Origin of the sequence: Kitasatospora sp. NPDC056731 (genome assembly GCF_040687675.1) — a bacterium.
In the GTDB taxonomy this organism is placed as follows: domain Bacteria; phylum Actinomycetota; class Actinomycetes; order Streptomycetales; family Streptomycetaceae; genus Kitasatospora.
Genome location: NZ_JBFBNR010000032.1, coordinates 1 through 24,110 on the forward strand (window position 1 = coordinate 1; position 24,110 = coordinate 24,110).

Genomic DNA, 24,110 nt, shown 5'->3' on the forward strand with positions numbered 1-24,110 from the left:
GATCCCTGCTCCGAAAAGCGAATCGGCCGCAATCCAATAAAACGAACACGCCGAATAAGAACCAAGCCGCGACAAGACGCGACCCAGCCCGAACCAGGAAATGGTGTTTCAAAAGGATTGGCTACCCCGGGACCGTCCGCGCCAATGCGTGTCCGGTGCTCCCAGCCAGGCAGCTCGAAGAACTCTACGCGTGATCGCGACCGGATGCAAACGGGGTGCAAAGGGCCGGCCGGACCCCGGGGAGAGGGGTCCGGCCGGCACGACCGCGGGGCGGGGGGATCAGCTGTTGGTGGGGAAACCGAGGTTGATGCCGCCGTGCGAGGGGTCCAGCCAGCGCTGGGTCACGGCCTTGCCGCGGGTGAAGAACTGCACGCCGTCCGGGCCGTACGCGTGGGCGTCGCCGAACAGGGAGGCCTTCCATCCGCCGAAGGAGTAGTAGGCGACCGGGACCGGGATCGGCACGTTGATGCCGACCATGCCGACCTCCACCTCGAACTGGAAGCGCCGGGCCGCGCCGCCGTCGTTGGTGAAGAGGGCGGTGCCGTTGCCGTACGGGTTGGCGTTGATCAGCGCCAGGCCCTCGTCGTAGGAGGCGACGCGCACGACGGAGAGGATCGGGCCGAAGATCTCGTCGTTGTAGACGGACATGCCCGGCTTCACGTGGTCGAACAGGGTGGGGCCGAGCCAGAAGCCGTCCGAGGTCGGGGCGCCGTTCTCGTCCTCGGCGGTGACCGGGTGCTTGCGGCCGTCCACGGCGAGCTCGGCGCCGTCGGCGATCCCGGACTCGACGTAGGAGGTGACCTTGTCGCGGTGCTGGCCGGTGACCAGCGGGCCCATCTCGGAGTCGCCGTTGCAGCCGGGGCCGACCTTCAGGGTGGCGATCCGCTGCTTGATCTTGTCGACCAGCTCGTCGCCGATCGGGTCGACCGCGACCAGGACGGACACGGCCATGCAGCGCTCGCCGGCCGCGCCGAAGCCCGCGTTGACGGCGGCGTCGGCGGCCAGGTCGAGGTCGGCGTCGGGCAGGACCAGCATGTGGTTCTTGGCGCCGCCCAGGGCCTGCACGCGCTTGCCGTAACGCGTACCGGTCTCGTAGACGTAGCGGGCGATCGGGGTGGAGCCGACGAAGCTGACGGACTTGACGTCCGGGTGCTCCAGCAGGCGGTCCACGGCGGCCTTGTCGCCGTGCACGACGTTGAAGACGCCGTCCGGCAGGCCGGCCTCCTTCCACAGTTCGGCGAGGAAGTTGGCGGCGGACGGGTCCTTCTCCGAGGGCTTCAGGACGACGGTGTTGCCGGCCGCGATGGCGAGCGGGAAGAACCACATCGGCACCATGGCCGGGAAGTTGAACGGCGAGATGATCGCGACCGGGCCGAGCGGCTGGCGGATCGAGTAGACGTCGACGCCGGTGGACGCCTGCTCGGTGAAGCCGCCCTTGACGAGCTGCGGGATGCCGCAGGCGTACTCGACGACCTCCAGGCCGCGGGCGATCTCGCCGAGCGCATCGGAGTGGACCTTGCCGTGCTCGGACACGATGATCGCGGCCAGCTCGTCGCGGCGGGCGTTCAGCAGCTCGCGGAAGGCGAACAGCACGGTGGTGCGCTTGGCGACCGAGGCGGTGCGCCACTCGGCGAAGGCCGAGGCGGCGGCGGCCACGGCCTGGTCGACCTCGGCGATCCCGGCGAAGTCGACCTGGCCGGCGACCTGGCCGGTGGCCGGGTCGAAGATGTCACCGCGGCGGGGCGCCGCGCCGGCGGTGGCGACGGGCTCGCCGCCGATCCAGTGAGTGATGTGCTTGCTCAAGTCCGTCTGCCTCCGAAGTCCCGGGCGGCGTCCTGCCGCCGGTCCTGTCTGGCGCCGCCCGCGAGTGGGCCGGGCGACGGGATTCACGGGGCTACCGCGTTCGTCTCCAGTCTGGTGCTCGCCGCGCCAGGCCTCAACGAACAGGCTGACGGGGATCGCGGATTCAGCCTTACAGGTCGTCCGGTTGCTCGGCCGAATGGGTGAGGGGGCGCGAACGAACGTGTGAAGCCGGACCCGCAAAGACGACCCCGCAAGACGAACGCGCCAGGACTAACGCGGCAGGACGAACGCGCCAAGACGAACGCGCGAGGACGAAGCGCCGCCACCCCGCGTTCAGGACTCCTCGTCCTCCAGGTACGGGTCGTGCAGACCGTCGGCCGCCTCCTGGGTCTCCAGCAGGTCCAGCCGCAGGTCCTGGGCCCAGGCGAGCGCCCACCGCTTCAGCCCGCCGACCGCGCGTGCCGCGACACCCCGGGCCCGGAACCGGCCGTCCGCCGCCTCGGCCAGCGTCTCCAGCCGGTCGGCGAGCGCCGCGGGCTGGAAGTCCGCGTCCAATTCGCCTGCCAGCGCGATGAGTTCGCCCTCCCGGTAGCAGTCGGTGAGGGCGTGCACGTCGACCAGGTCCCGCGGCATGCCCCTGTCCACCAGCAGCGCGGTGGTGAGCGCGGCGGCGTCCTCCAGGGCGACGACCGGCAGCACAACTGGCAGGGCGACCGGCAGCGCCACCGGCAGGACCGCCGCCGGTTCGCCGGGCGGGGGCGCGGCGAGGTCGAAGCGCACCGGCCGGTGCGCCAGCGGCTCCTTCCGCAGCTCCACCGAGTGCGACCGCCCGCCGAGCGCGAGCCGGACGGTGAGCTGCTCCAGCCGCGGCGTGCCCGGGCGTTCGGCGACCCCGCCGCCGGCCGCGCGGTAGGCCTCGCCCAGCGCGGCGGCCACCTCCGGTAGGTCGGCCCCGCCGGTCACCAGGGTGAGTCCGTCCTGCGGGCAGGCCGCGACGCCGTGGGCGCGCAGCGCGTGCCCACCGGCCAGGGCGAGCCCGTACCGGTCGCAGACGGGGGCCGCCAGTGCGGCGAGGCGCAGCTGGGTGTGGCCCGGTCGAAGGGGCGCGTCGACGGCGTCCGGGGCGGTGGTCACGTTTCCAGTCTGACGCGACCGCCCGCCCCGCGCGCCACCGCCGCCCTGGGCCCGGAGCCCGGGGCGGGCGATCACCAGCCGCTGAGCCCGGCCGCGGCCTCGTGCAGGGCGAGCTCCAGCAGCACCGGGTCGTTGAGCCGTCCGGAGCCGTCGGGCGGGACGAGCCAGCGGACCCCGCGGCTGCGGCGCTCGGGGTGCGGGACGACGATCCAGGTGCCCTCCCCCGCGCTGCGCACGCCTGTGCCGATCCAGCGGGCGGCGGTGCCGACGGGGACCAGGAAGCTGACGTGTTCGTCCCCGAAGTCGGTGAGGACGGGGCCGCAGGAGCCGGTGTCCAAGATCTCCAGGGCCGGGCGCCCGAGCCGTCCGGGGACGGAGAGGACGTCCCAGCGGCGGCCGGCCGGTAGCAGCATCAGCCCCAGCCCGGTGCGCTCCCATTGCTCCCGGAAGGCCTCCGGGTCCGCTGCCACCTGGGCGAGCCAGTGCAGTCCGGTGCTCTCCATGTCTGTCCCCGCTTCTTGCCGCTGGTTCTGGTCGGGTCGCCCTGGTCGGGACGCGGCGGGGAGACCGAGACCCGCCGTCACCAAGGAGAGGCGGACGGCGGGTCTCTCTTACACGGATAGCACGGATAACACGGATAGCACGGATGGCGAGGTCAGCTCACGGACGACGAGGTCAGCTGTCGAAACCGAGCCCCATGCGGTCGAGCGTGCGCAGCCAGAGGTTGCGGTGGCCGCCGTTGCGGTCCGCGCGCTCCAGCGAGCGGGTGGTGATCTCGATCCCGGCCCAGCGCACCGGCTCGGGCGGGAACGGCAGCGGCTTGCTGCGCACCATGTCCAGCGAGGTGCGCTCGGTGCGCTCGCCGGACAGCAGGTCGAGCATCACCTCGGCGCCGAAGCGCGTCGCGCCGACGCCGAGCCCGGTGTACCCGGCCGCGTACGCGACCTTGCCCCGGTAGGCAGTGTCGAAGAACGCCGAGAACCGGCTGCAGGTGTCGATGGCGCCGCCCCAGGCGTTGGTGAACCGCAGGCCCTCCAGCTGCGGGAAGCAGCGGAAGAAGTGGTTCGCCAGCGTACGGAAGGTCTCCGGCCGCTGGTCGTACTCGTGCCGGACGCGGCCGCCGTAGTGGTAGACGGCGTCGTAGCCGCCCCACAGGATCCGGTTGTCGGCGGAGAGCCGGAAGTAGTGGAACTTGTTGGCGCTGTCGCCGAGTCCCTGCCGGCCGCGCCAGCCGATCGCGGCGAGCTGCTCGTCGCTGAGCGGCTCGGTCATCAGCGCGTAGTCGTACACCGGCACGATGTACGGCCGGACCCTCTTGACCAGCGACGGGAACACGTTGGTGCCGAGTGCGACGCGCCGGGCGAAGACCCGTCCGTACGGGGTGCGGACGGCCATGCCGCTGCCGTACTCCCGCAGGTCGGTGGCCCGGGTGTGCTCGAAGATCCGCACGCCCTGGCCCAGGCAGGCGTCCCGCAGGCCCCAGGCGAGCTTGGCGGGGTGGACCATCGCCACGCCCTCCTTGTCCCAGAGGCCGCCGAGGAAGGTCGGCGAGTCGACCTCGGCGCGCAGCTCGTCGGCGTCCAGGACGGTGATGTCGAAGCCGTACCGGGCGACGGCCTCGGCGATCTCGTGGAGTTCCTCGACCTGGTGCGGCTGGGTGGCGACGTCGATCTCGCCGGTGCGCTCCCACTCGGCGTCGATGCCGTAGCGCTTGAGGGTGGCCTCGATGCCGTCCAGGTTGGCGGCACCGAGGCGTTCCAGCTGGGCGAGTTCGGCGGGCCAGCGTTGCAGGCCGTTGCCGAAGCCGTGGGTGAGGCTGGCCGCGCAGAATCCGCCGTTGCGCCCGGACGCGGCCCACCCGACCTCGTTGCCCTCGACCAGCACGACGTCCAGCGAGGGGTCGCGTTCCTTGGCGATGAGGGCGGTCCAGAGGCCGGAGTAACCGCCGCCGACGACCAGCAGGTCGCAGGTGGTGTCGCCGACCAGGGCGGGCAGCGCCGCCGGCCGGCCCGGGTCCTCCAGCCAGAAGGGGGTGGGCCTGGCGTCACTGAGTGCGCGGGCGGAGTCCATGCATTATCAGCCACTTTCTGTACTTAGGCGATGGTTTGTTCGGCCACCACACCCGACCGTACGTCAGGCGGTGGCCTTCCGGCGGTTTCCCAGCCACTGGCCGGCGACGGTCAGCGCGACGGCGGCGATGAACATCGCGGTGCCGATGACGTTCACCTGTACCGGGATGCCGCGCTGCGACGCGCCCCAGACGAACATCGGGAAGGTGACCGTGGTCGGGCCCGAGTTGAACTGGGTGATGATGAAGTCGTCGAAGGAGAGCGCGAAGCTGAGCAGCGCTCCCGCCGCGATGCCGGGGGCGGCCAGCGGCAGGGTGACCCGCAGGAAGGTCTGGGTGGGGGTCGCGTAGAGGTCCTGGGCGGCCTGTTCGAGCCTCGGGTCCATGCTCATCACGCGGGCCTTGACGGCCGTCACCACGAAGCTGAGGCAGAACATGATGTGCGCGATGAGGATGGTGGTGAAGCCGAACGGGATGCGCATGTTGAGGAACAGGGTCCCGAGCGAGGCGGCCATGACCACCTCGGGCATGGCCATCGGCAGGAAGATCATCGCGGTGGTGGCCGAGCGGCCGCGGAAGCGGTAGCGGGCCAGTGCGAAGGCGACCATGGTGCCGAGCACGGTGGCGCCGATGGTGGCGAGCACCGCGATCTGCAGGCTGAGCGAGAGCGACTGGCACATGTCGGCCACGCCGCAGGGGTTGGTCCAGGCGTCGGTGGAGAACTCGTTCCACTCGTAGTTGAACTTGCCGACCGGCTTGTTGAACGAGAAGGCGAGCACGACCAGGTTGGGCAGCACCAGGTAGGCGAGGGCCAGCACGCCGGCCAGCACCACCAGGTGGGCGCGTATCCACTTGGTAATCCGGGACATCAGACCAGTTCCTCCGTCCCGGCCTTGCGCATGTAGACCGTCACCATGCCCAGGATCAGGGCCATCAGGATGAAGCTCAGTGCGGCAGCCGTGGGGTAGTCGAGCACGTTCAGGAACTGCTTCTGGATGCCGTTGCCGACCATCTGCTCGCTCGGCGAGCCCAGCAGCTGGGCGTTGATGTAGTCGCCGGAGGCCGGGATGAAGGTGAGCAGGGTGCCGGCGACCACCCCGGGCAGCGAGATCGGGAAGGTGACCTTGCGGAAGGTGGTGAACGGCCGGGCGTACAGGTCGCCGGCCGCCTCGTGCAGGCGGGGGTCGATCCGCTCCAGCGAGGTGTACAGCGGCAGGATCATGAACGGCAGGAAGTTGTAGGTGAGACCGCAGACCACGGCGAGCGGCGTAGCGAGCACCCGGTCGCCGGAGGTGAGGCCGAGCGCGTTGGTGACGTCCAGGACGTGCAGGGTGTTGAGCACCCCGACCACCGGCCCGCCGTCGGACAGGATGGTCTTCCAGGCCAGCGTGCGGATCAGGAAGCTGGTGAAGAACGGCGCGATGACCAGGATCAGGATGACGTTGCGCCAGCGCTTGCTCGCCTTGAAGGCGATCGTGTACGCGAGCGGGTAGCCGACGGCCAGGCAGAGCACGGTGGCGATGCCCGCGTAGGAGAACGAGCGGACGAAGTGCCACTTGTACTCGACCAGGGCGTCCCAGTAGGTCGCGAGGTGCCAGGTGACCTTGAAGCCCGCTTCGAGCGAGCCGGTCTGCAGCGAGGTGGACGCCTGGTAGACCATCGGGACGGCGAAGAAGACGACGAGCCAGGCGATTCCGGGCAGCAGCAGCCAGTACGCGGTGAGCTTGCGCTTCGGCTTCCGTGCCGGTTCCGCGAGCGGTATGACCTGTGACGGGGCGGCCGGGGTGGTGGTGGTCATGCGGCCTCCTCCGCGGTGCCCGCGTCGATCGCCTGCGCGGCGTCCAGGGCGAAGGAGTGCGCCGGGTTCCAGTGCAGCAGGACGGGCGCGCCGGGGACGATCCGGGCGTCGCGCTCCATGTTCTGCTCGAAGACGGTGACCTCCTGGCCGCCGTCGGTGCGCACCACGTACTGGGTGGAGACGCCGATGAAGCTGGAGTCGAGGACGGTGCCGGCCAGCCGGTTGCGGCCGTCGGCGACCTCGGCGGAGGCGTGCGCGATGGTGATCTTCTCCGGGCGCACGCCCAGGTGGACCTGCCTGGCCTCGGTGGCGCAGCGCGCCTTGGGCACGGCGAGGCGGACGCCGCCCGCGGTGAGCAGCAGGTCGCCGCCGTCGGTGCCGGTGACCTCGGCGGGCAGCAGGTTGGACTGGCCGAGGAAGTTGGCCACGAAGGTGGTGGCGGGGTTCTCGTACAGCTCGGCGGGGGCGCCCAGTTGCTCGACCCGGCCGCCGTTCATCACCGCGATGGTGTCGGCCATCGTCATGGCCTCCTCCTGGTCGTGGGTGACGTGCACGAAGGTGATGCCGACCTCGGTCTGGATCCGCTTGAGCTCCAGCTGCATCTGGCGGCGGAGCTTGAGGTCGAGTGCGCCGAGCGGCTCGTCGAGGAGCAGCACCTGGGGGTGGTTGATCAGGGCGCGGGCGACGGCGACGCGCTGCTGCTGGCCGCCGGAGAGCTGGTGCGGCTTGCGCCGGGCGTACTGGCCGAGTTCGACCAGCTCCAGCATCTCCTCGACCTGCTTCTTGACGTCCTTGCGGCCGCGGCGGCGCAGGCCGAAGGCGACGTTCTCGAAGATGTCGAGGTGCGGGAAGAGCGCGTAGCTCTGGAAGACGGTGTTCACCGGCCGCTTGTACGGGGGCAGGGCGGTGACGTCCTGGCCGCCGATCAGGACGGTGCCGCTGGTGGGCTCCTCCAGGCCGGCGATCATGCGCAGGGTGGTGGTCTTGCCGCAGCCGGAGGCGCCGAGCAGGGCGAAGAAGGAGCCCTGCGGGACGGTGAGGTCGAGCGGGTGGACGGCGGTGAAGGCGCCGTAGGTCTTGCCGATGCCGGTGAGGCGGACGTCGCCGCCGGCAGCCGCGTCGCGCTGCTGGTCTGTCATGGGTGTCTTCCTGGGTTCTCTGCCGGGAGTGGGCCGCGCGTGGGGGGGGTCAGGCGCCAATGAGCTTGGAGAACTTCTGCTCGAAGTCGCTCTCCTCGGTCTCGGTGAGGGTGCGGAACACGTGCGACTTGGCCGCCATCTCGGGGGTGGGTACGACCAGCGGGTTGGCCGCGCTGTCCGGGGCGAGGGCGGCGAGTTCGTCCTTCATCCCGGTGACGGCGGAGACGAAGCCGATGCCCGCGACCAGCTGCGCCGCGATCTTCGGCTGATAGTAGAAGTCGATCAGCTTTTCCGCGTTCGCCTTGTGCTGCGCCCGGGCCGGGATCAGCATGTTGTCCGTCGAGGAGACGTAGCCCTTCTCCGGGATGACGAATTCGATGTCCGGGTTGTCGGCGCGCAGTTGGATCAGGTCACCGCCCCAGGCGACGCAGGCCGCGATGTCGCCGGAGGACAGCTCCTGGCCGTAGTCGTTGCCGGTGAAGCGGCGGATCTGCTTGCTGTCGACGCCCTTCTGCAGCCGGGCGACGGCGGCGTCGTAGTCGTCGGCGGTGAACTTCGCCGGGTCCTTGCCCAGGTCCAGCAGGGTGATCCCGATGCTGTCGCGCATCTCGGAGAGGAAGGTGACCCGGCCCTTGAGGTCGGGGTCGTCCAGCAGTTGGGAGACGCTGGTGACCTCCTTCCCCTTGGTCGCCTTCTTGTTGTAGGCGATGACGACCTGGATGCCGGCCCACGGGTAGGAGTACAGCCGGCCCGGGTCCCAGTCGGGGGCGCGGAAGCGGGAGTCGATGGTGGTGATCGCGGTGGTGACGTTCGCCGGGTTGAGCTTCTGCGCCCAGCCGAGCCGGATCATCCGGGCGGCCATCCAGTCGGTGAGGACCATCAGGTCGCGGCCGGTGTCCTGGCCGGCCGCGAGCTGCGGCTTGACCTTGCCGAAGAACTCGACGTTGTCGTTGACGTCCTCGTTGTACCTGACCTTGACGCCGGTGGCCGCGGTGAAGGCGTCCAGGGTGCCGTGCTTCTGCTTGTCCTTCTCGTCGGTGTCGATGTACAGCGGCCAGTTGGAGAAGTTGACCACCTTCTCGGTGTCCGAGAGGTCCTTGGCGGCGTTGGCGGTCGAGTCGCCGCCGACGGTCCTGGCCGCCGGGATCCCGCAGGCGGCCAGCGTGCCCGCACCGGCGGTCAGCGCGGCGGCCCGCAGCAGGGTGCGGCGGCCGATCGCGGCCCGGCCGCTGGTCAGGCTGCGTTCCCAGGCCTTGCGGACCGGTTCGGGCAGACCGTCGGTGAACTCGTTGAACGCCATGGAACGGGCCTCCTGGGGGTAAGAGGTCGAATCGGGGCGCCCTGGGGGCGGCGCCCCTGGGCAGGGGTTATCTGTCTCCGAAGACGGTGCGGTGCCAGTCCTTGCGGGCCACCGCGGTGGTGTCGAACATGACGTGCTTGACCTGGGTGTACTCGTCCAGCGAGTACTGGGACATGTCCTTGCCGTAGCCGGACGCCTTGTAGCCGCCGTGCGGCATCTCGCTGATGATCGGGATGTGGTCGTTGACCCAGACGCACCCGGCCGCGATCTCCCGGGTGGCGCGCAGCGAGCGGTGCACGTTGCCCGTCCAGGCGGAGGCGGCCAGGCCGTAGGGGGTGTCGTTGGCCAGCCGCAGGCCCTCGTCGTCGGTGTCGAAGGGCAGCACGACGAGCACCGGGCCGAAGATCTCGCCCTGGACCACCTCGCTGTCCTGGGCGGCGCCGGTGATCAGGGTGGGCGCGTAGTACGCGCCGCGGGTGAGGTCGGTGCCGTCGTGGCCCTTCTCCGGGGCGCGGCCGCCGGTGACCACGGTGGCGTAGGAGCGGGCGCGTTCGACGAAGCCGGCCACCCGGTCCCGGTGGGTGTACGAGACCAGCGGGCCGAGGTCGGTGTGCGGGTTGAGCGGGTCGCCGATCCGGATCGCGGCGTACAGCTCGGCCACGCCGGCCACGAACGCGTCGTACAGCGGGCGCTGGACGTACGCGCGGGTGGCGGCGGTGCAGTCCTGGCCGCCGTTGATCAGCGAGGCGGCGACCGCGCCGTGCACGGCGGCGTCGAGGTCGGCGTCGTCGAAGACCACGAACGGGGCCTTGCCGCCGAGCTCCAGGTGGGTGCGCTTGACGCTCGCGGTGGCGAGTTCGGCGACCCTGCGGCCGACCGGGGTGGAGCCGGTGAAGGACACCATGGCGACGTCCGGGTGCGCGACCAGGTGCTCGCCGGTGGTGCGTCCGGCGCCGGTGACCACGTTGACCACGCCGTCGGGGATGCCCGCCTCGGTGCAGGCCCGGGCGAACATCAGCGAGGTGAGCGGGGTCAGCTCGGACGGCTTGAGCACGATGGTGTTTCCCGCCGCGATCGCCGGCAGGACCTTCCAGGCGGCCATCTGCAGCGGGTAGTTCCACGGCGAGATCGAGCCGACCACGCCGATCGCCTCGCGGCGCACGTAGGAGGTGTGGTCGCCGGAGTACTCGCCGGCCGCCTTGCCCTCCAGGTTGCGGGCGGCGCCGGCGAAGAACGCCACGTTGTCGATGGTGCCGGGGACGTCGAACTCGGTGGCCAGCTTGACCGGCTTGCCGGTCTGCGCGGTCTCCACCCGGGCGAGGTCGGCGCTCGCCGAGGCCAGGACGGCGGCCAGTGCGGTCAGCGCCTCGGAGCGGGCGCCGGGGGTGGCGCGGGACCAGCCGGGCAGGGCCGCCTTCGCGGCGGCCACGGCCGCGTCGACCTCGCCGGTGGTGGCCAGGGCGACCTGCTCGACCACGCTGCCGTCCGCGGGGTTGACGACCTGGAAGGGCTCGCCGCTCCCCCGGGTCCGACGGCCCGCGATGTACTGCGCGCCCGCGCCGAAGTCGGTCAGGTCCATCTGGTTCCTCCAAGTGCCGGTGGGTCGACTGCCACGGCGATTCTCACGGTTGTGCGGTGGGGGAATCCGACCGGCTGATCACCGGGGTTGCGCGATCCTGGCAGTCCGGCGGACTCCGGACAAGGGATTCCGCTGTTGCATTCCGGCAACGCGATGGATTCCGGCGTGAGGTCTGTTTTTCGCCACAGCCGACCCGCTGACCATGCCCGTTGCCGCCCCGGCGTGACAAGGGTCACTCCGACAACCTCGGCGGGTAGGGCCTTACAGGGTGCAAGGGTTCACCGAGGGCGACAGGTCGTCGCCGCGATGGATGATTTACCTGACACTCTGGTCCCTCAAGGCCCTGGAGGCCCGCGATGCTCCCCACCGTCGCCCGTGTGCTCGACCTGGAGGTGATGCGGCGCGGCCTGCCCCAGGTCGTCGCCGGCGCCGACCACCTGGAGCGGCCGGTCCGCTGGGTCCACGTGAGCGAACTGCCCGACGTCGCCGGGATGCTCCAGGGCGGCGAACTGGTGCTCACCACCGGCATCGCGCTGCCCGACGACCGCGAGGGCCTGGCCCGCTACGTCCGCGAACTGGACGAGGTGGGGGTCGCCGGACTGGTCGTCGAGTACGGCCGGCGCTACTTCGACTCGCTGCCCCGCGCCCTGGTGCACGCCGCCGAACAGCGCGGCCTGCCGCTGATCACGCTCCGCCGCGAGCTGCGCTTCGTCGCCGTCACCGAGGCCGTGCACGCGCTGGTGGTCAACGCCCAGCTGGAGCAGCTGCGCGTCTCCGAGGCCGTCCACCAGGTGTTCAACGAGCTGGTGGTGGAGGGCGCCGAGCCGCCCGAGGTGATCCGCCAGGTGGCCCGGATGGCGGGCGCGCCGGTTGTCCTGGAGAACCTCGCGCACCAGGTGCTCGCCCACGACACCGCCGGCCGCCCGGAGGTCGAACTGCTGGAGGACTGGGAGCGCCGCTCCCGCGGGGTCCGCCCGCCCGGCCGCACCGGGCACGACCCGCGCAGCGGCTGGCTGGTGACCACGGTCGGCGCCCGCGGCCAGGACTGGGGCCGACTGGTGCTGGTGCAGGATCCGGGCCCGCTGCCCGAGACCGAGGCCCACCCGCACACCATGCTGCTGGAACGCGGCGCCTCCGCTCTGGCGCTCAACCGGCTGGTGGTGCGCGACCGGGAGAGCCTGGAGCGGCAGACCCACCGCACCCTGCTGTCCGGCATCCTCACCCACGCGCTGACCGTCTCCGAGGTGGCCCTGCGCGCCCAGGCGCTCGGCGTCCCGCTGGAGGGCCGCCGGCTGGTCGGGGTGGTGCTGCGGCAGCGGCGCGGCCCGATCCCGGCCGCCCTGGAGGCGCAGGCCCGGCTGCGCGACTTCACCGAGCTCGCCGCGGGAGCCGTCCGGGCCTGCCGGCTCTCCGCCCTGGTCGGCGCGCTGGACGACGAGGGCGTCGGCGTGCTGATCACGCTCGGCACCCAGCAGGACGAGCACGCCGCCCTGGACGCCTTCTCGGCCACGCTGCGCCGGATGTCGGCCGAGGCCGGCCGGGACGACGCCGCCGCCGCACCGGCCCCGGTGGTCGCGGTCGGCTCCTCGGTCGGCTCCGTCCGGGACGCCCGGCGCACCCTGCTGGAGGCCACCCAGGTCGCCGACGCGGCCCTGCACGACGCGCCCGGCGGCCGGGCCGCCTCGTACTACCGGCTGCCGGACGTCCGGCTGCGCGGCCTGCTCCACCTGCTGCGCGACGACGCCCGGCTGCAGACCTACGTGGAGCGGGAGCTGGGCCCGCTGCTGGCCCACGACGCCGAGCACAACGGCCAGTTGGTGCAGATGCTGCGGATCTACCTGGAGCAGGGCCGGAACAAGTCGGCGGCGGCCGACGCCGCGCACCTGTCCCGGCCGTCCTTCTACGACCGCCTGCACAAGGTCGAGCGGATCCTCGGCGTCGACCTCGACCAGGTGGAGTCCTGCCTCTCCCTGCACGTGGCGCTGCTCGCCCTGGACGCCGTCCGCCGCTGACCGCCGACCGCTGACCGCTGACCGCTGACCGCTGACCGCTGACCGCCGGTGGCCTACACGCCGGTGATGCGCCCCCAGACCTTGTGCAGTTCGGGCCGCTCCGCCGAGGTGACGTCGCGCATGGTGTGCAGCCGGGCGCGCATCTCGTCGGTCGGGAAGAGCAGCGGGTTCTCCGCCAGTTCGGCCTTGTCCTTGTCGCCGCTGGCCGCCAGCACCTCGCGGGCGGCCGGCACCGGGCAGATGTACTGGACGAACGCGGCGAGTTCGGCGGCCACCTCGGGCTGGTAGTAGTGGTCGATCAGCAGCTCGGCGTTGCGCTTGTGCCGGGCCCGATTGGGGATCATCAGGCTCTCCGCCCACAGCTCGCCGCCCTCCTGCGGCACCACGAACTCGATGTCCGGGTTCTGGGCGGTCAGTTGGACGGCGTCGCCGGAGTAGGCCTGGCAGGCGACGGCGGCACCGGAGGCGAGGTCGCTGGTGTAGTCGTTGCCGGTGAAGCGGCGGATGTGGCCGGTGTCGACCATCTTCTGCACGGTATCCATCGCCCGGTGCGCGTCGTCCTCGCCGAACCGGGAGACGTCCGCACCCTGAGCGAGCATCAGCAGCCCGAGCGCCTCGTCCAGCCCGGCGAACAGGGTGACCCGGCCCTTGAGATCGGGCGCCCAGAGGTCCGCGGTCGACTTCAGCTCCCGGCCGAGCGCCTTGCGGTTGTACGCGATGCCGGTGATCCCGGACTGCCAGGGCACGCTGCGCCGACGCCCGGGGTCGAAGGCCGGGTCGGCGAGCTGCGGGTCCAGGTTGGCGGTGACGTTGGGCAGGTTGGCCCGGTCCATGGCCTGCACCCAGCCGAGCGAGACGTACCGGCCGGCCATCCAGTCGCTGACCACCATGAGGTCCCGGCCGGGGTCGGCGCCCTGGGTGAGCACCGGGCTGATCTTTCCGAAGAACTCGTCGTTGTCGTTGATGTCCTCGGTGTAGGTGACCGCGATGCCGGTCCGCTCGGTGAAGGCGTCCAGGGTCGGCCGGTGGCCCTGGTCGTCGGTGTCGATGTACTGGGTCCAGTTGGAGAAGGCGAGCCGCTGCTCGCGGTCCGAGCGGTCCTGGACCGAGCGGCGGTCCTCGGCGACGTACGCGGACGGGATGCCGCAGCCGGTCAGCGTGCCGGCGCCGAGCAGCGCGGCCCCGCCGAGCACCGAACGCCGGCGGATCGTACGGGAGTTGTGGGGGCGGGTCGGGGTGGTGCTGCTGGGCATGGGGAAGGCCTCCGGAGCGTGGGACGGCCCCGGGCGTGCGCGACACCCGGGGCCGTCCGGTCGGTACGTCAGACGGTGTGCACGTCGGCGAGCGACAGCACCTCGTCGAGCACCGCGAGACCGGTCTTGGCCTCCTCCTCGGTGACGGTGCACGGCGGGACGACGTGGAGGCGGTTCATGTTGACGAACGGCCAGAGCCCGCGCTGCTTGCAGGCGGCGGCCAGCTCGGCCATCGGCGCGTTGGCGGGGCCGGCCGCGTTGTACGGGACCAGCGGCTCGCGGGTCCCGCGGTCCTTCACCAGGTCGAGCGCCCAGAACACGCCGAGGCCGCGGACCTCGCCGATCGAGGGGTGCCGCTCGGCCAGCTCCCGCAGGCCGGGGCCGAGCACGGTCTCGCCGATGTGCTTGGCGTTCTCGACGATGCCCTCCTCCGCCATGGCGGTGATGGTGGCGACGGCCGAGGCGCAGGCCAGCGGGTGGCCGGAGTAGGTGAGCCCGCCCGGGAACGCCCGCTCGGCGAAGGTGGCGGCGATCTCGGCGCTGATCGCCACGCCGCCCAGCGGGACGTAGCCCGAGTTGACGCCCTTGGCGAAGGTCAGCAGGTCCGGGGTGACGCCCCAGTGGTCGGCGGCGAACCACTCGCCGGTGCGGCCGAAGCCGGCCATCACCTCGTCGAGGATGAACACGATGCCGAAGCGGTCGCAGATCTCCCGCACCCCGGCCAGGTAGCCCGCCGGCGGGATCAGGATCCCCGCGGTGCCGACCACGGTCTCCAGGATGATCGCCGCGATCGTCCCGGGGCCCTCGAAGGCGATCACCTGCTCCAGGTGCTCCAGCGCGCGCTCGCACTCCTGCGCCTCGTTCTCGGCGTGGAAGTTGGAGCGGTAGGCGTACGGGCCCCAGAAGTGCACCACGCCGGAGACGCCGGTCTCGTTGGCCCAGCGCCGCGGGTCGCCGGTGAGGGCGATCGCGTTGGCGGTGGCGCCGTGGTACGAGCGGTAGGCGGACATGACCTTCTGCCGGCCGGTGTGCAGCCGGGCCAGCCGGACGGCGTTCTCGACCGCCTCGGCGCCGCCGTTGGTGAAGAAGATCTTGTCGAGGTCGCCGGGGGTGCGCTCGGCGATCAGCCGGGCGGCCTCGCTGCGCGCCTCGACCGCGAAGCCGGGGGCGATGGTGCAGAGCTTCGCCGCCTGCTCCTGGATCGCGGCGACCACCTTCGGGTGCTGGTGACCGATGTTGGTGTTGACCAGCTGCGAGGAGAAGTCGAGGTAGCGGTTGCCGTCGTAGTCCCAGAAGTACGAGCCCTCGGCGCCGGCCACCGCGAGGGGGTCGATCAGCGCCTGGGCGGACCACGAGTGGAAGACGTGCGCGCGGTCGGCGGCCTTGACCGCCTGGCCGGCGGCTGAGTCAGCGGTGGGGATGCTCATGCCGGTAAGGCTAGGGAGTCGCGGCCCCGAAGTGCAGTTTCATCTTGTCAGCCGGTCACGCGAACGGCCGACAGGATGCAAAGACACCGGGCCCGGGTCGAAAGGACCCGGGCCCATTGTCCGTTCACACGATGGACATGCGATCAGATCGCCGTCATACAGCGCTCAACCGTCACGACCCGCTAGATCGCGGTCATGACGTGCTTCACCCGGGTGTAGTCCTCGAAGCCGTACGCGGAGAGGTCCTTGCCGTAGCCGGACTTCTTGAAGCCGCCGTGCGGCATCTCGGCGACCAGCGGGATGTGGGTGTTGATCCAGACGCAGCCGAAGTCCAGTCGGCGCGACATCCGCATGGCGCGGGCGTGGTCCTTGGTCCACACCGAGGAGGCCAGCGCGAAGTCGACGCCGTTGGCGTAGTCGACGGCCTGGTCCTCGTCGGTGAACTTCTGCACGGTGATGACCGGGCCGAAGACCTCGTTCTGGATGATCTCGTCGTCCTGCCGCAGGCCGGAGACGACGGTCGGGGCGTAGAAGTAGCCCTTCTCGCCGACCTGGTGGCCACCGGCCTCGATCTTGGCGTGGGCGGGCAGCCGCTCGATGAAGCCGGCCACCTGCTTCAGCTGGTTGGCGTTGTTCAGCGGGCCGTACAGCACGTCCTCGTCGTCCACGCCGCCGGTCTTGGTCTCGGCCGCGGCCTTGGCCAGCGCCTCGACGAAGGCGTCGTGGATCGACTCGTGCACCAGCACGCGGGTGGCGGCGGTGCAGTCCTGGCCGGCGTTGAAGTAGCCCGCGACCGAGATGCCCTCGACGGCCTCGGCGATGTCGGCGTCCTCGAAGACCACGACCGGGGCCTTGCCGCCCAGCTCCAGGTGGACGCGCTTGACGTCCTTGGAGGCGGACTCGGCGACCTGGATGCCGGCCCGGACCGAACCGGTGATGGAGGCCATCGCCGGGGTCTTGTGCTCGACCATCAGCCGGCCGGACTCGCGGTCGCCGCAGATCACGTTGAAGACGCCGGCCGGCAGCTCCAGGTCCTTGAGGACGCCGCCGATGATCTCGGCGAGCAGGACGGTGGAGGCCGGGGTGGTGTCCGAGGGCTTCAGGACGACGGTGTTGCCCGCGGCGATGGCCGGGGCGAACTTCCAGACGGCCATCATCATCGGGTAGTTCCACGGCGCGACCTGGGCACAGACGCCGACCGGCTCGCGGCGGACGATCGAGGTCATCCCGTCCATGTACTCCCCGGCGGCCTTGCCCTCCAGCATGCGGGCGGCACCGGCGAAGAAGCGGATCTGGTCCACCATCGGACCGATCTCCTCCGAGAGGGTCAGCCCGCGCGGCTTGCCCGTGTTGCGGACCTCCGCCTCGACGAGCTCGTCGGCCCGGGCCTCGACCGCGTCGGCGATCTTGAGCAGCAGCTTCTGGCGGGTGCTCGGGGTGGCGTCGCGCCAGACCGGGAAGGCGGCGGCGGCCGAGGCCATCGCGGCGTCCACATCGGAGGCACCGGACAGCGGGGACGTCGCGTAGGCCTCACCGGTGGTGGGGTCGACGATGTCGAGCGTGCGGCCGTCCGCCGCGTCGACGAACTCACCGTTGATGTAGTTGCGCAGCGTGCGAAGGTCGCTCACGGGGTCTCTCCTCGGTCTGGGCCTGCGGCGTTGCAGATTCCGGCGCCATGGTACGTCGGCGGGTCCGGCGCACGAAGGGTGTCGGGTGGCCGGGCCCTGGACGGCGCGGTCCACTGGTTTGGGGGAACGCGCGCTGCGCTGCGGGGCTGCGCGCGTACCGTGCCAGGGTAGCCGCATGACTGCTGGTATCGACAGGCGCAGTACATGTAGGCGATGAAATCCGTACCCGGATTCCAAGATCACGACGAAATCAGCAGATTCCTCGCTTGCGAACAGGGGAACGATCAGGCACAGTGGCGGCGTGGCCAACCGCGACCGGAACGCGAGCGTTCCCCTCGATGCCGCCTCCAAGGCGATCATCGAGCAGCTCCAGGAGGACGGACGCCGCCCGTACGCCGCCATCGGCAAGGCCGTCGGCCTGTCCGAGGCGGCCGTGCGCCAGCGCGTCCAGAAGCTGCTCGACCAGGGCGTGATGCAGATCGTCGCCGTCACGGACCCGCTCACCGTCGGCTTCACCCGCCAGGCGATGGTCGGCATCCGGGTCGAAGGCGACATCGAGCCCGTCGCCGACGCGCTGGCCGCCCTCGACGAGGTCGACTACGTCGTCTGCACCGCAGGCTCGTTCGACCTCCTGGCCGAACTGGTCTGCGAGGACGACGAGCACCTGCTCGAACTGATCAACAAGCGCATCCGCGCGCTTCCCGGCGTGCGGAGCACCGAGAGCTTCGTCTACCTGAAGCTCCGGAAACAGACCTACACCTGGGGCACCCGATGACAGCCGACCCGGCGCAGAAGGACCTTTCCAAGACCGCCTACGACCACCTGTGGATGCACTTCACCCGCATGTCGTCGTACGAGAACTCCCCCGTGCCGACGATCGTCAAGGGCGAAGGCACCTACGTCTGGGACGACAAGGGACGCAAGTACCTCGACGGCCTCGCCGGCCTGTTCGTCGTCCAGGCCGGCCACGGCCGCGAGGAGCTGGCCGAGGCCGCCGCCAAGCAGGCCAAGGAGCTCGCCTTCTTCCCGGTGTGGAGCTACGCCCACCCGAAGGCCGTCGAGCTGGCCGAGCGCCTGGCCAACTACGCCCCGGGCGACCTGAACAAGGTCTTCTTCTCCACCGGTGGCGGCGAGGCCGTCGAGACCGCCTGGAAGCTCGCCAAGCAGTACTTCAAGCTGACCGGCAAGCCGACCAAGTACAAGGTCATCTCGCGCGCCGTCGCCTACCACGGCACCCCGCAGGGCGCCCTGTCGATCACCGGCCTGCCGGGCCTGAAGGCCCCGTTCGAGCCGCTGGTGCCAGGCACCCACAAGGCCCCGAACACCAACATCTACCGCGCCCCCGCCTTCCTCGAAGGCCCGGACGGCACGGTCGACCCCGAGGCCTACGGCCGCTGGTGCGCCGACGAGATCGAGGTGGCCATCCTCAACGAGGGCGCCGAGACCGTCGCCGCCGTCTTCGTCGAGCCGGTGCAGAACGCCGGCGGCTGCTTCCCGCCGCCGCCCGGGTACTTCCAGCGCCTGCGCGAGATCTGCGACCGCCACGACGTGCTGCTGGTCTCGGACGAGGTCATCTGCGCCTTCGGCCGCCTGGGCACCATGTTCGGCGCCGACAAGTTCGGCTACCAGCCCGACATGATCACCTGCGCCAAGGGCATGACCTCGGGCTACTCCCCGATCGGCGCCACGATCATCTCGGACCGCCTCGCCGAGCCGTTCTACAAGGGTGACAACACCTTCCTGCACGGCTACACCTTCGGCGGCCACCCGGTCTCCTCCGCGGTGGCGCTGGCCAACCTCGACATCTTCGAGCGCGAGGGCCTGAACCAGCACGTCCTCGACAACGAGGCCGCGTTCCTGGGCACCCTGAACAAGCTGCGCGACCTGCCGATCGTCGGCGACGTCCGCGGCAACGGGTACTTCTACGGCATCGAGCTCGTGAAGGACAAGGTCACCAAGGAGTCGTTCAACGACGACGAGGTCGAGCGCGTCCTCTACGGCTTCCTGTCGAAGGCCCTCTTCGACAACGGCCTGTACTGCCGCGCCGACGACCGTGGCGACCCGGTCATCCAGCTGGCCCCGCCGCTGATCTCCAACCAGTCGACCTTCGACGAGATCGAGCAGATCCTGCGGACCAGCCTCACCGACGCGTGGGCGAAGATCTGACCCCCTGATCCTCCTTCCCCACCCTCCGCCGAAGGGCGGTCCCACTCCCCCGGGACCGCCCTTCGGCGTTTTCCGGCGCTGCCGGCCGATCAAACATGCCTGATTGCGGGTGATTTGCCCGCGATGGACCAGAGCGCCGCAACCGCACCAGGCCCCAGTCGTTCTAATCTGACGACTGTCATATCCCTGCGGCCACCCAGGATGGAACCTCATGTCAGCGGCACCGCCTGACAACGACGTGCTGTGGGCCCGGGGGATCGTCAAGTCCCATCACGGCACCCCCGCCCTACGGGGCATCTCGATCGGCGTCCGCGAGGGCGAAGTGCTCGCCGTCACCGGCCCGCGCGGCTCCGGCAAGAGCACCCTCCTCGGCTGCCTCTCCGCCCTCCTCACCGTCGACGAGGGCGAGGTCTGGTTCAACAGCGCGCCCGTCCACACCCTCGGCCGGGCCGGGCGCGAAAGGCTGCGCCGCGACCGCTTCGGCTTCGTCGGCTCCGAACCCCACCTGGTACCCGAACTGACCGCCCGGGAGAACGTTGCCCTGCCGCTGCTGCTCGCCGGCGCCGGCAACAAGGCCGCCTACACCGCCGCCGACGAATGGCTGGAACGCCTCGACGTCGGCGAGGTCGCCCGGCAGCGCCCCGACCGGCTGCTCCAGAGCCAGCGCCAGCGGATCGCCGTCGCCCGCGCCCTCGCCCCGCTGCCGCCCGTCGTCTTCGCCGACGACCCCACCGCCCCGCTCCACCGCGAGGCCGCCGACCAGGTCCTGCGGATACTGACCAGCGCGGCCCGGTCACACCAGCTCACCCTTGTCCTGGCCACTCACGACCCCGAGCTCGTCCGGTTCGCGGACCGCGCCGTCGCCCTCGTCGACGGACGGCTCACCGCCCCCGCCGCCCCCGTCCCGCGCGGGCACGCCGTCCCGGGCGCGGCCGGCGCGTCCGCCGTCTCGGCCACCCGCCGCTGACGACGCCGAGCCGCTGAAAGAGTCGACGTGTTCTATCTCCGTCTGGCCCGGGGCTACCGGGTGCCCGACCTCGGCCGCTGGCTGCTCACCGTGCTGGCCGCCGCCGTGGTCTCCGCCTTCCTGCTGCGCTCCCTCGGCCGGGCGATGAGCGACCCGCTCGGCGGCGAGGACGCGCTGGTGCGACTGCTCTGGTGCCTGCCCCCGCTCGCCGCCGTCGCCTGGTTCGCGGCCGTCGCCGCCCGCGCCGTACCCGCCCAGCGGCCCGAACGGATCACCGGCCTGCGCGCCGCCGGAGCCGGCTCCGGCCGGATCCGCACCCTGATCGCCGGTGAGGTCGTGCTCGCCTGCACCCTCGGCAGCGTGCTCACCCTGCTGGTCTTCCTGGTCCTGCGCAACGACATCGCCGGGCCCGCGCTCGCCCGCGACCTCGGCATGGGCGTACCGCTGCCGACCGTCGCGCCGGTCGCCCTGCTCGCCCTGGTCCCGCTCACCGCCGGGATCGCCGCGGCCTGCGCCGTCCCGCCCACCGAGTACCTGCCCGGCGGCCGCACCCGCACCCGCGGCGGCACCGGCTTCGGCGCCCTGCGGGTCGCCCTGCCCGTCGGGCTCGCCGTGATCGGCCTCGCCCTCGAACTCATCGCCCTGCGGCCCGGCGCCGCCGCCGACGGCCGGCCGATCCACCTGCCCGCCGGGCTCGGCAGCACCAGCACCGCCGCACTCGGCGGCTGGTCCGCCAGCGCGGTCGGACTCGCCCTGCTCACCGGCCCGTTGCTGTCCTGGACCGGGCGGCTGCTCGCGCTCGGCCGGCCCACCCCGCTGCGGCTGCTGGCCGGCCGCGGACTCACCGCCCAGGCCCGCCGCCTCGGCCCTCCGCTGGCCGTGCTCACCCTTGCCCTCGCGCTGGTGCTCACCACCATCCGCTACTGGATCGGCACGCCCGACAGCGCCGACGCGCTGCCCGCCGTCGAGGCCTGCCTGGTGCTCGGCTGCGCGGCCGCCGCCGTGGTCACCCGGCTGGCCGAGGTCCGCACCGACCGCCGGGACGTCACCGACGTGCTGCTGCGCCTCGGCACCTCGCCCCGGCTGCTGTTCGGCGCGGTCGCGCTGCGCACCCTGGCGGTGGGCACCACGCTGCTGGTGACCGGCGGGGCGACCGCCGCACTGGCGGCCGCCGGCCTGCGCTGACCTTACGGCTGTCGCCGACCTGCCGGTTTGCGTTGGCCCGTCGGTTTGCGTTGGCCTGCCGGCTTGCGTTGACCCGCCGGCTTGCGTTGACCTGCCGGTTTGCCTTGACCCGCCGGCTCAGCCCGCCGCGGCGAGCTGACCGCAGGCGCCGTCGATCTCCTGGCCCCGGGTGTCGCGGACGGTCGTCGGCACCCCGTGCGACTGGAGCCGGCGGACGAACTCGCGCTCGTCCTCGGGCCGGGAGGCGGTCCACTTGGAGCCCGGCGTCGGGTTCAGCGGGATCAGGTTGACGTGCACCCGGTGGTTCTTGATCAGCCGGCCGAGCAGGTCCGCCCGCCACGCCTGGTCGTTGATGTCCTTGATCAGCGCGTACTCGATGGAGATCCGCCGGCCGGACTTCTCCGCGTAGTTCCACGCGGCATCCAACACCTCGGCGACCTTCCAGCGGGTGTTCACCGGCACCAGCTCGTCGCGCAGCTCGTCGTCCGGGGCGTGCAGCGACAGCGCCAGGCGGCAGCTGAGGCCCTCGTCGGCCAGCCGGTTCATCGCCGGGACCAGGCCGACGGTCGACACCGTGACACCGCGCTGGGACAGGCCGAAACCGTCCGGCGCCGGGTCGGTCAGCCGGCGGATCGCGGCCAGCACCCGGTTGTAGTTGGCCAGCGGCTCACCCATGCCCATGAAGACCACGTTCGACAGCCGCGCCTCGCCACCGGGGATCTCGCCGGCCTTGAGCGCGCGCATCCCGGCGGCGATCTGCTCGACGATCTCGGCGGTGGACAGGTTGCGGGTCAGCCCGGCCTGGCCGGTCGCGCAGAAGGGGCAGTTCATGCCGCAGCCCGCCTGCGAGCTGATGCACATGGTGACCCGGTCCGGGTAGCGCATCAGCACCGACTCGACGAGCGTGCCGTCGAAGAGCTTCCAGAGCGTCTTGCGGGTGGTGTCGTCGTCGCAGGACACGTGCCGCACGACCGACATCAGCTCCGGCAGCAGGCTCCCGGTGAGCTTCTCCCGGCTGGCGGCGGGGATGTCCGTCCAGCCCTCCGGGTCGTTCGACATCCGGCCGAAGTAGTGGTTGGAGAGCTGCTTGGCGCGGAACGGCTGCTCGCCCAGCTCGGCGACGGCCTCCTTGCGCTCGGCGGGGCTCAGGTCGGCGAGGTGTCGCGGGGGCTTGGCGCCGCGCGGCGCGACAAAGGTGAGTTCTCCGGGCTTAGGCATGGTTCATCCAGTGTCGCAGACGCCGGGAGCAGGCCAGGACGTGCGAGGGCCCCGGACGCGCAGGCGTCCGGGGCCCTTCCGCCGCTCGCGGCCGGAGGACAGGTTCTGAGGCGTCCTACGGCCGGACAGGCCCTAACTGCCGACGAAGGCCGCCAGCAGCAGCCAGACCACCGGGGCGGTCGGCAGGAGCGAGTCCAGCCGGTCCATGATGCCGCCGTGGCCGGGCAGCAGCGTGCCCATGTCCTTGATGCCGAGGTCTCGTTTGATCATCGACTCGCCCAGGTCGCCCAGGGTCGCGGTGACCGCCGCGCAGCCGCCCAGGATCAGGCCCTGCCACCAGCTGCCGCCGTCGATGATCAGCTCCATCAGCACGGCGCCCGCCAGCATCGACAGGCCGATGCCGCCGGCCAGGCCCTCACGGGTCTTGCCGGGGCTGATCGTCGGGGCGAGCTTGGTCTTGCCGAACTTGTAGCCCACGGCGTAGGCGCCCGTGTCGCTGCAGATCGTGACGATCAGGAACAGCACGATCCGCTGGGGACCGTCGTCGGCCGCCAGCATCAACGCCACGAAGGTGGCCAGGAACGGCACGTAGAAGGCGGTGAACACCCCGGCCGTTATGTCCCGCAGGTAGTCCTCCGGCGGCTCGGCCATCCGCCAGACCATCACCGCCAGCCCGGTCAGCGCGAGCGAGGCCGCGGCCCACTGCACCCCGGCCCAGTAGCCGGTGGCGATCATGGCGATGCCGCCTGCGACCAGCGGCACCAGCGGCGCCTTGATCTGCTTGCGCTCGGCGAGCCGGCTGGTCAGCTCCCAGATACCGACCGACACCGCGGCCATCACGACGAACAGGAACAGCGCCTTCACCACGAACAGCGAGGCGATGATCACCACACCGAGACCGACCCCCACGCCTATCGCGGCCTGGAGGTTACGGCCACCGCGCTGCTTGCGCGGCTGCGGCTGCGGGGCGGACTGGGCGGCCACGGGTGTCTCCTGCCCTGGATGGGACGACGGCACGAAGTGGGGCTGCCCGGCCGCCGGGTAGGTCGACGGCGGCGCGGGAGGCACCGGGGCACCGGGGCGCGGCGGGGCGCCGCGGCCGGGGGTGGCGTCATCGGTTATCGCGCGCAGCACGACCGTCTCCGTCACACCCGGCACCGCCGCCTCGGACCGGTCGTCCCGGAACAGCGGGCCGCTCAGCCGACCGGCCTCCCTGGACTGACCGGCGGCGGGGTCACCCGGCCGACCGGAGCCCGCCGGCGGGCCCTGGTCCGGCACGCCGGGGAATGGGCCGGGGCCCGCCGGTACGGGAGGCATGACCTGAGTCTCCTCCGCGTCGCCGCCCCAGTACACCGGAGGCTGCTGCGAGTGATCCGAACGGTGGCCGGGGCCACCCGGCGCGCCGCCCGGCGCACCCGGGTGGGCGGCCCGGC

At 71.5% G+C, this 24,110-nt stretch carries 19 protein-coding genes; 5 read left to right on the top strand and 14 right to left on the bottom strand.

What is annotated here, in order from left to right; translation table 11 throughout:
• Window positions 1-279: 279 nt before the first annotated feature.
• The 9 genes from AB0R04_RS27515 to AB0R04_RS27555 all read right to left on the bottom strand — a co-directional run bounded on the left by AB0R04_RS27515 (window position 280) and on the right by AB0R04_RS27555 (window position 10,821).
• A complete protein-coding gene (locus AB0R04_RS27515) occupies window positions 280-1,803 on the bottom strand; it encodes a CoA-acylating methylmalonate-semialdehyde dehydrogenase (protein ID WP_363375850.1) in 1,524 nt (507 codons plus the stop codon).
• 333 nt (window positions 1,804-2,136) lie between these two features.
• Window positions 2,137-2,937 (bottom strand): nucleotidyl transferase AbiEii/AbiGii toxin family protein, encoded by an 801-nt coding sequence (locus AB0R04_RS27520; RefSeq protein ID WP_363375853.1) that lies wholly within the window; start codon window positions 2,935-2,937, stop codon window positions 2,137-2,139.
• Between the two features lie 71 nt (window positions 2,938-3,008).
• Window positions 3,009-3,440: a hypothetical protein gene (locus AB0R04_RS27525; protein WP_363375855.1), complete on the bottom strand. Its 432-nt coding sequence runs from the start codon at window positions 3,438-3,440 to the stop codon at window positions 3,009-3,011.
• Between the two features lie 172 nt (window positions 3,441-3,612).
• On the bottom strand, window positions 3,613-5,007 hold the full coding sequence (locus tag AB0R04_RS27530; protein WP_363375858.1) for an FAD-dependent oxidoreductase: 1,395 nt from the start codon (window positions 5,005-5,007) through the stop codon (window positions 3,613-3,615).
• 63 nt (window positions 5,008-5,070) lie between these two features.
• Window positions 5,071-5,874, bottom strand: coding sequence for an ABC transporter permease (locus tag AB0R04_RS27535; RefSeq protein ID WP_063347652.1), 804 nt, complete (start codon window positions 5,872-5,874; stop codon window positions 5,071-5,073).
• A complete protein-coding gene (locus tag AB0R04_RS27540) occupies window positions 5,874-6,803 on the bottom strand; it encodes an ABC transporter permease (protein WP_350882859.1) in 930 nt (309 codons plus the stop codon). Before AB0R04_RS27540 ends, AB0R04_RS27535 begins: the two co-directional genes overlap by 1 nt.
• Window positions 6,800-7,942 (bottom strand): ABC transporter ATP-binding protein, encoded by a 1,143-nt coding sequence (locus AB0R04_RS27545; RefSeq protein WP_363375862.1) that lies wholly within the window; start codon window positions 7,940-7,942, stop codon window positions 6,800-6,802. The genes AB0R04_RS27540 and AB0R04_RS27545 overlap by 4 nt, the downstream gene beginning before the upstream one ends.
• A 49-nt stretch (window positions 7,943-7,991) precedes the next feature.
• Window positions 7,992-9,242, bottom strand: a complete 1,251-nt coding sequence (locus AB0R04_RS27550; RefSeq protein ID WP_363375864.1) for a spermidine/putrescine ABC transporter substrate-binding protein — start codon at window positions 9,240-9,242, stop codon at window positions 7,992-7,994.
• A 67-nt stretch (window positions 9,243-9,309) separates the two neighbouring features.
• Window positions 9,310-10,821: a gamma-aminobutyraldehyde dehydrogenase gene (locus AB0R04_RS27555; protein ID WP_363375867.1), complete on the bottom strand. Its 1,512-nt coding sequence runs from the start codon at window positions 10,819-10,821 to the stop codon at window positions 9,310-9,312.
• A gap of 356 nt (window positions 10,822-11,177) precedes the next feature.
• Here AB0R04_RS27555 and AB0R04_RS27560 point away from each other — a divergent pair, with 356 nt between their 5' ends.
• Window positions 11,178-12,833 carry a PucR family transcriptional regulator gene (locus tag AB0R04_RS27560; RefSeq protein ID WP_363375869.1) on the top strand — a complete coding sequence of 552 codons (1,656 nt, stop codon included), beginning with the start codon at window positions 11,178-11,180 and terminating at the stop codon, window positions 12,831-12,833.
• A gap of 53 nt (window positions 12,834-12,886) precedes the next feature.
• On the opposite strand, the gene AB0R04_RS27565 is transcribed toward AB0R04_RS27560, so the two are convergent.
• The 3 genes from AB0R04_RS27565 to AB0R04_RS27575 all read right to left on the bottom strand — a co-directional run bounded on the left by AB0R04_RS27565 (window position 12,887) and on the right by AB0R04_RS27575 (window position 17,141).
• Entirely contained in the window at window positions 12,887-14,086 is a 1,200-nt protein-coding gene (locus AB0R04_RS27565) for a spermidine/putrescine ABC transporter substrate-binding protein (protein ID WP_063347658.1), read from the bottom strand.
• A 68-nt stretch (window positions 14,087-14,154) separates the two neighbouring features.
• A complete protein-coding gene (locus AB0R04_RS27570) occupies window positions 14,155-15,513 on the bottom strand; it encodes an aspartate aminotransferase family protein (protein WP_363375871.1) in 1,359 nt (452 codons plus the stop codon).
• Window positions 15,514-15,695: 182 nt separating this feature from the next.
• The gene (locus AB0R04_RS27575) at window positions 15,696-17,141 is read right to left on the bottom strand and encodes a gamma-aminobutyraldehyde dehydrogenase (RefSeq protein WP_363375874.1); all 1,446 of its coding nucleotides are present in this window, start codon (window positions 17,139-17,141) and stop codon (window positions 15,696-15,698) included.
• A 301-nt stretch (window positions 17,142-17,442) separates the two neighbouring features.
• Here AB0R04_RS27575 and AB0R04_RS27580 point away from each other — a divergent pair, with 301 nt between their 5' ends.
• The 4 genes from AB0R04_RS27580 (at window position 17,443) to AB0R04_RS27595 (ending at window position 21,459) form a co-directional block, all read left to right on the top strand.
• Window positions 17,443-17,916 carry an Lrp/AsnC family transcriptional regulator gene (locus tag AB0R04_RS27580; RefSeq protein ID WP_030243538.1) on the top strand — a complete coding sequence of 158 codons (474 nt, stop codon included), beginning with the start codon at window positions 17,443-17,445 and terminating at the stop codon, window positions 17,914-17,916.
• Entirely contained in the window at window positions 17,913-19,307 is a 1,395-nt protein-coding gene (locus tag AB0R04_RS27585) for an aspartate aminotransferase family protein (RefSeq protein WP_063347661.1), read from the top strand. The genes AB0R04_RS27580 and AB0R04_RS27585 overlap by 4 nt, the downstream gene beginning before the upstream one ends.
• Window positions 19,308-19,518: 211 nt before the next feature.
• Entirely contained in the window at window positions 19,519-20,274 is a 756-nt protein-coding gene (locus AB0R04_RS27590) for an ATP-binding cassette domain-containing protein (protein WP_363375877.1), read from the top strand.
• Window positions 20,275-20,301: 27 nt separating this feature from the next.
• Window positions 20,302-21,459 (top strand): hypothetical protein, encoded by a 1,158-nt coding sequence (locus AB0R04_RS27595; protein WP_363375878.1) that lies wholly within the window; start codon window positions 20,302-20,304, stop codon window positions 21,457-21,459.
• 117 nt (window positions 21,460-21,576) lie between these two features.
• Here AB0R04_RS27595 and rlmN read toward each other — a convergent pair whose 3' ends face one another.
• Together rlmN and AB0R04_RS27605 are read right to left on the bottom strand one after the other, a co-directional pair.
• On the bottom strand, window positions 21,577-22,677 hold the full coding sequence (gene rlmN / locus AB0R04_RS27600; protein ID WP_063347664.1) for a 23S rRNA (adenine(2503)-C(2))-methyltransferase RlmN: 1,101 nt from the start codon (window positions 22,675-22,677) through the stop codon (window positions 21,577-21,579).
• Between the two features lie 132 nt (window positions 22,678-22,809).
• A complete protein-coding gene (locus AB0R04_RS27605) occupies window positions 22,810-23,994 on the bottom strand; it encodes a phosphatidate cytidylyltransferase (RefSeq protein WP_107453025.1) in 1,185 nt (394 codons plus the stop codon).
• Window positions 23,995-24,110: the final 116 nt, after the last annotated feature.

Coding starts and splice junctions, on each gene's coding strand:
- AB0R04_RS27525 (WP_363375855.1), bottom strand. CDS start 3,440: ATGGAGAGCACCGGACTGCACTGGCTCGCCCAGGTGGCAGCGGACCCG.
- AB0R04_RS27530 (WP_363375858.1), bottom strand. CDS start 5,007: ATGGACTCCGCCCGCGCACTCAGTGACGCCAGGCCCACCCCCTTCTGG.
- AB0R04_RS27535 (WP_063347652.1), bottom strand. CDS start 5,874: ATGTCCCGGATTACCAAGTGGATACGCGCCCACCTGGTGGTGCTGGCC.
- AB0R04_RS27540 (WP_350882859.1), bottom strand. CDS start 6,803: ATGACCACCACCACCCCGGCCGCCCCGTCACAGGTCATACCGCTCGCG.
- AB0R04_RS27545 (WP_363375862.1), bottom strand. CDS start 7,942: ATGACAGACCAGCAGCGCGACGCGGCTGCCGGCGGCGACGTCCGCCTC.
- AB0R04_RS27550 (WP_363375864.1), bottom strand. CDS start 9,242: ATGGCGTTCAACGAGTTCACCGACGGTCTGCCCGAACCGGTCCGCAAG.
- AB0R04_RS27555 (WP_363375867.1), bottom strand. CDS start 10,821: ATGGACCTGACCGACTTCGGCGCGGGCGCGCAGTACATCGCGGGCCGT.
- AB0R04_RS27560 (WP_363375869.1), top strand. CDS start 11,178: ATGCTCCCCACCGTCGCCCGTGTGCTCGACCTGGAGGTGATGCGGCGC.
- AB0R04_RS27565 (WP_063347658.1), bottom strand. CDS start 14,086: ATGCCCAGCAGCACCACCCCGACCCGCCCCCACAACTCCCGTACGATC.
- AB0R04_RS27570 (WP_363375871.1), bottom strand. CDS start 15,513: ATGAGCATCCCCACCGCTGACTCAGCCGCCGGCCAGGCGGTCAAGGCC.
- AB0R04_RS27585 (WP_063347661.1), top strand. CDS start 17,913: ATGACAGCCGACCCGGCGCAGAAGGACCTTTCCAAGACCGCCTACGAC.
- AB0R04_RS27590 (WP_363375877.1), top strand. CDS start 19,519: ATGTCAGCGGCACCGCCTGACAACGACGTGCTGTGGGCCCGGGGGATC.
- rlmN (WP_063347664.1), bottom strand. CDS start 22,677: ATGCCTAAGCCCGGAGAACTCACCTTTGTCGCGCCGCGCGGCGCCAAG.
- AB0R04_RS27605 (WP_107453025.1), bottom strand. CDS start 23,994: ATGCCTCCCGTACCGGCGGGCCCCGGCCCATTCCCCGGCGTGCCGGAC.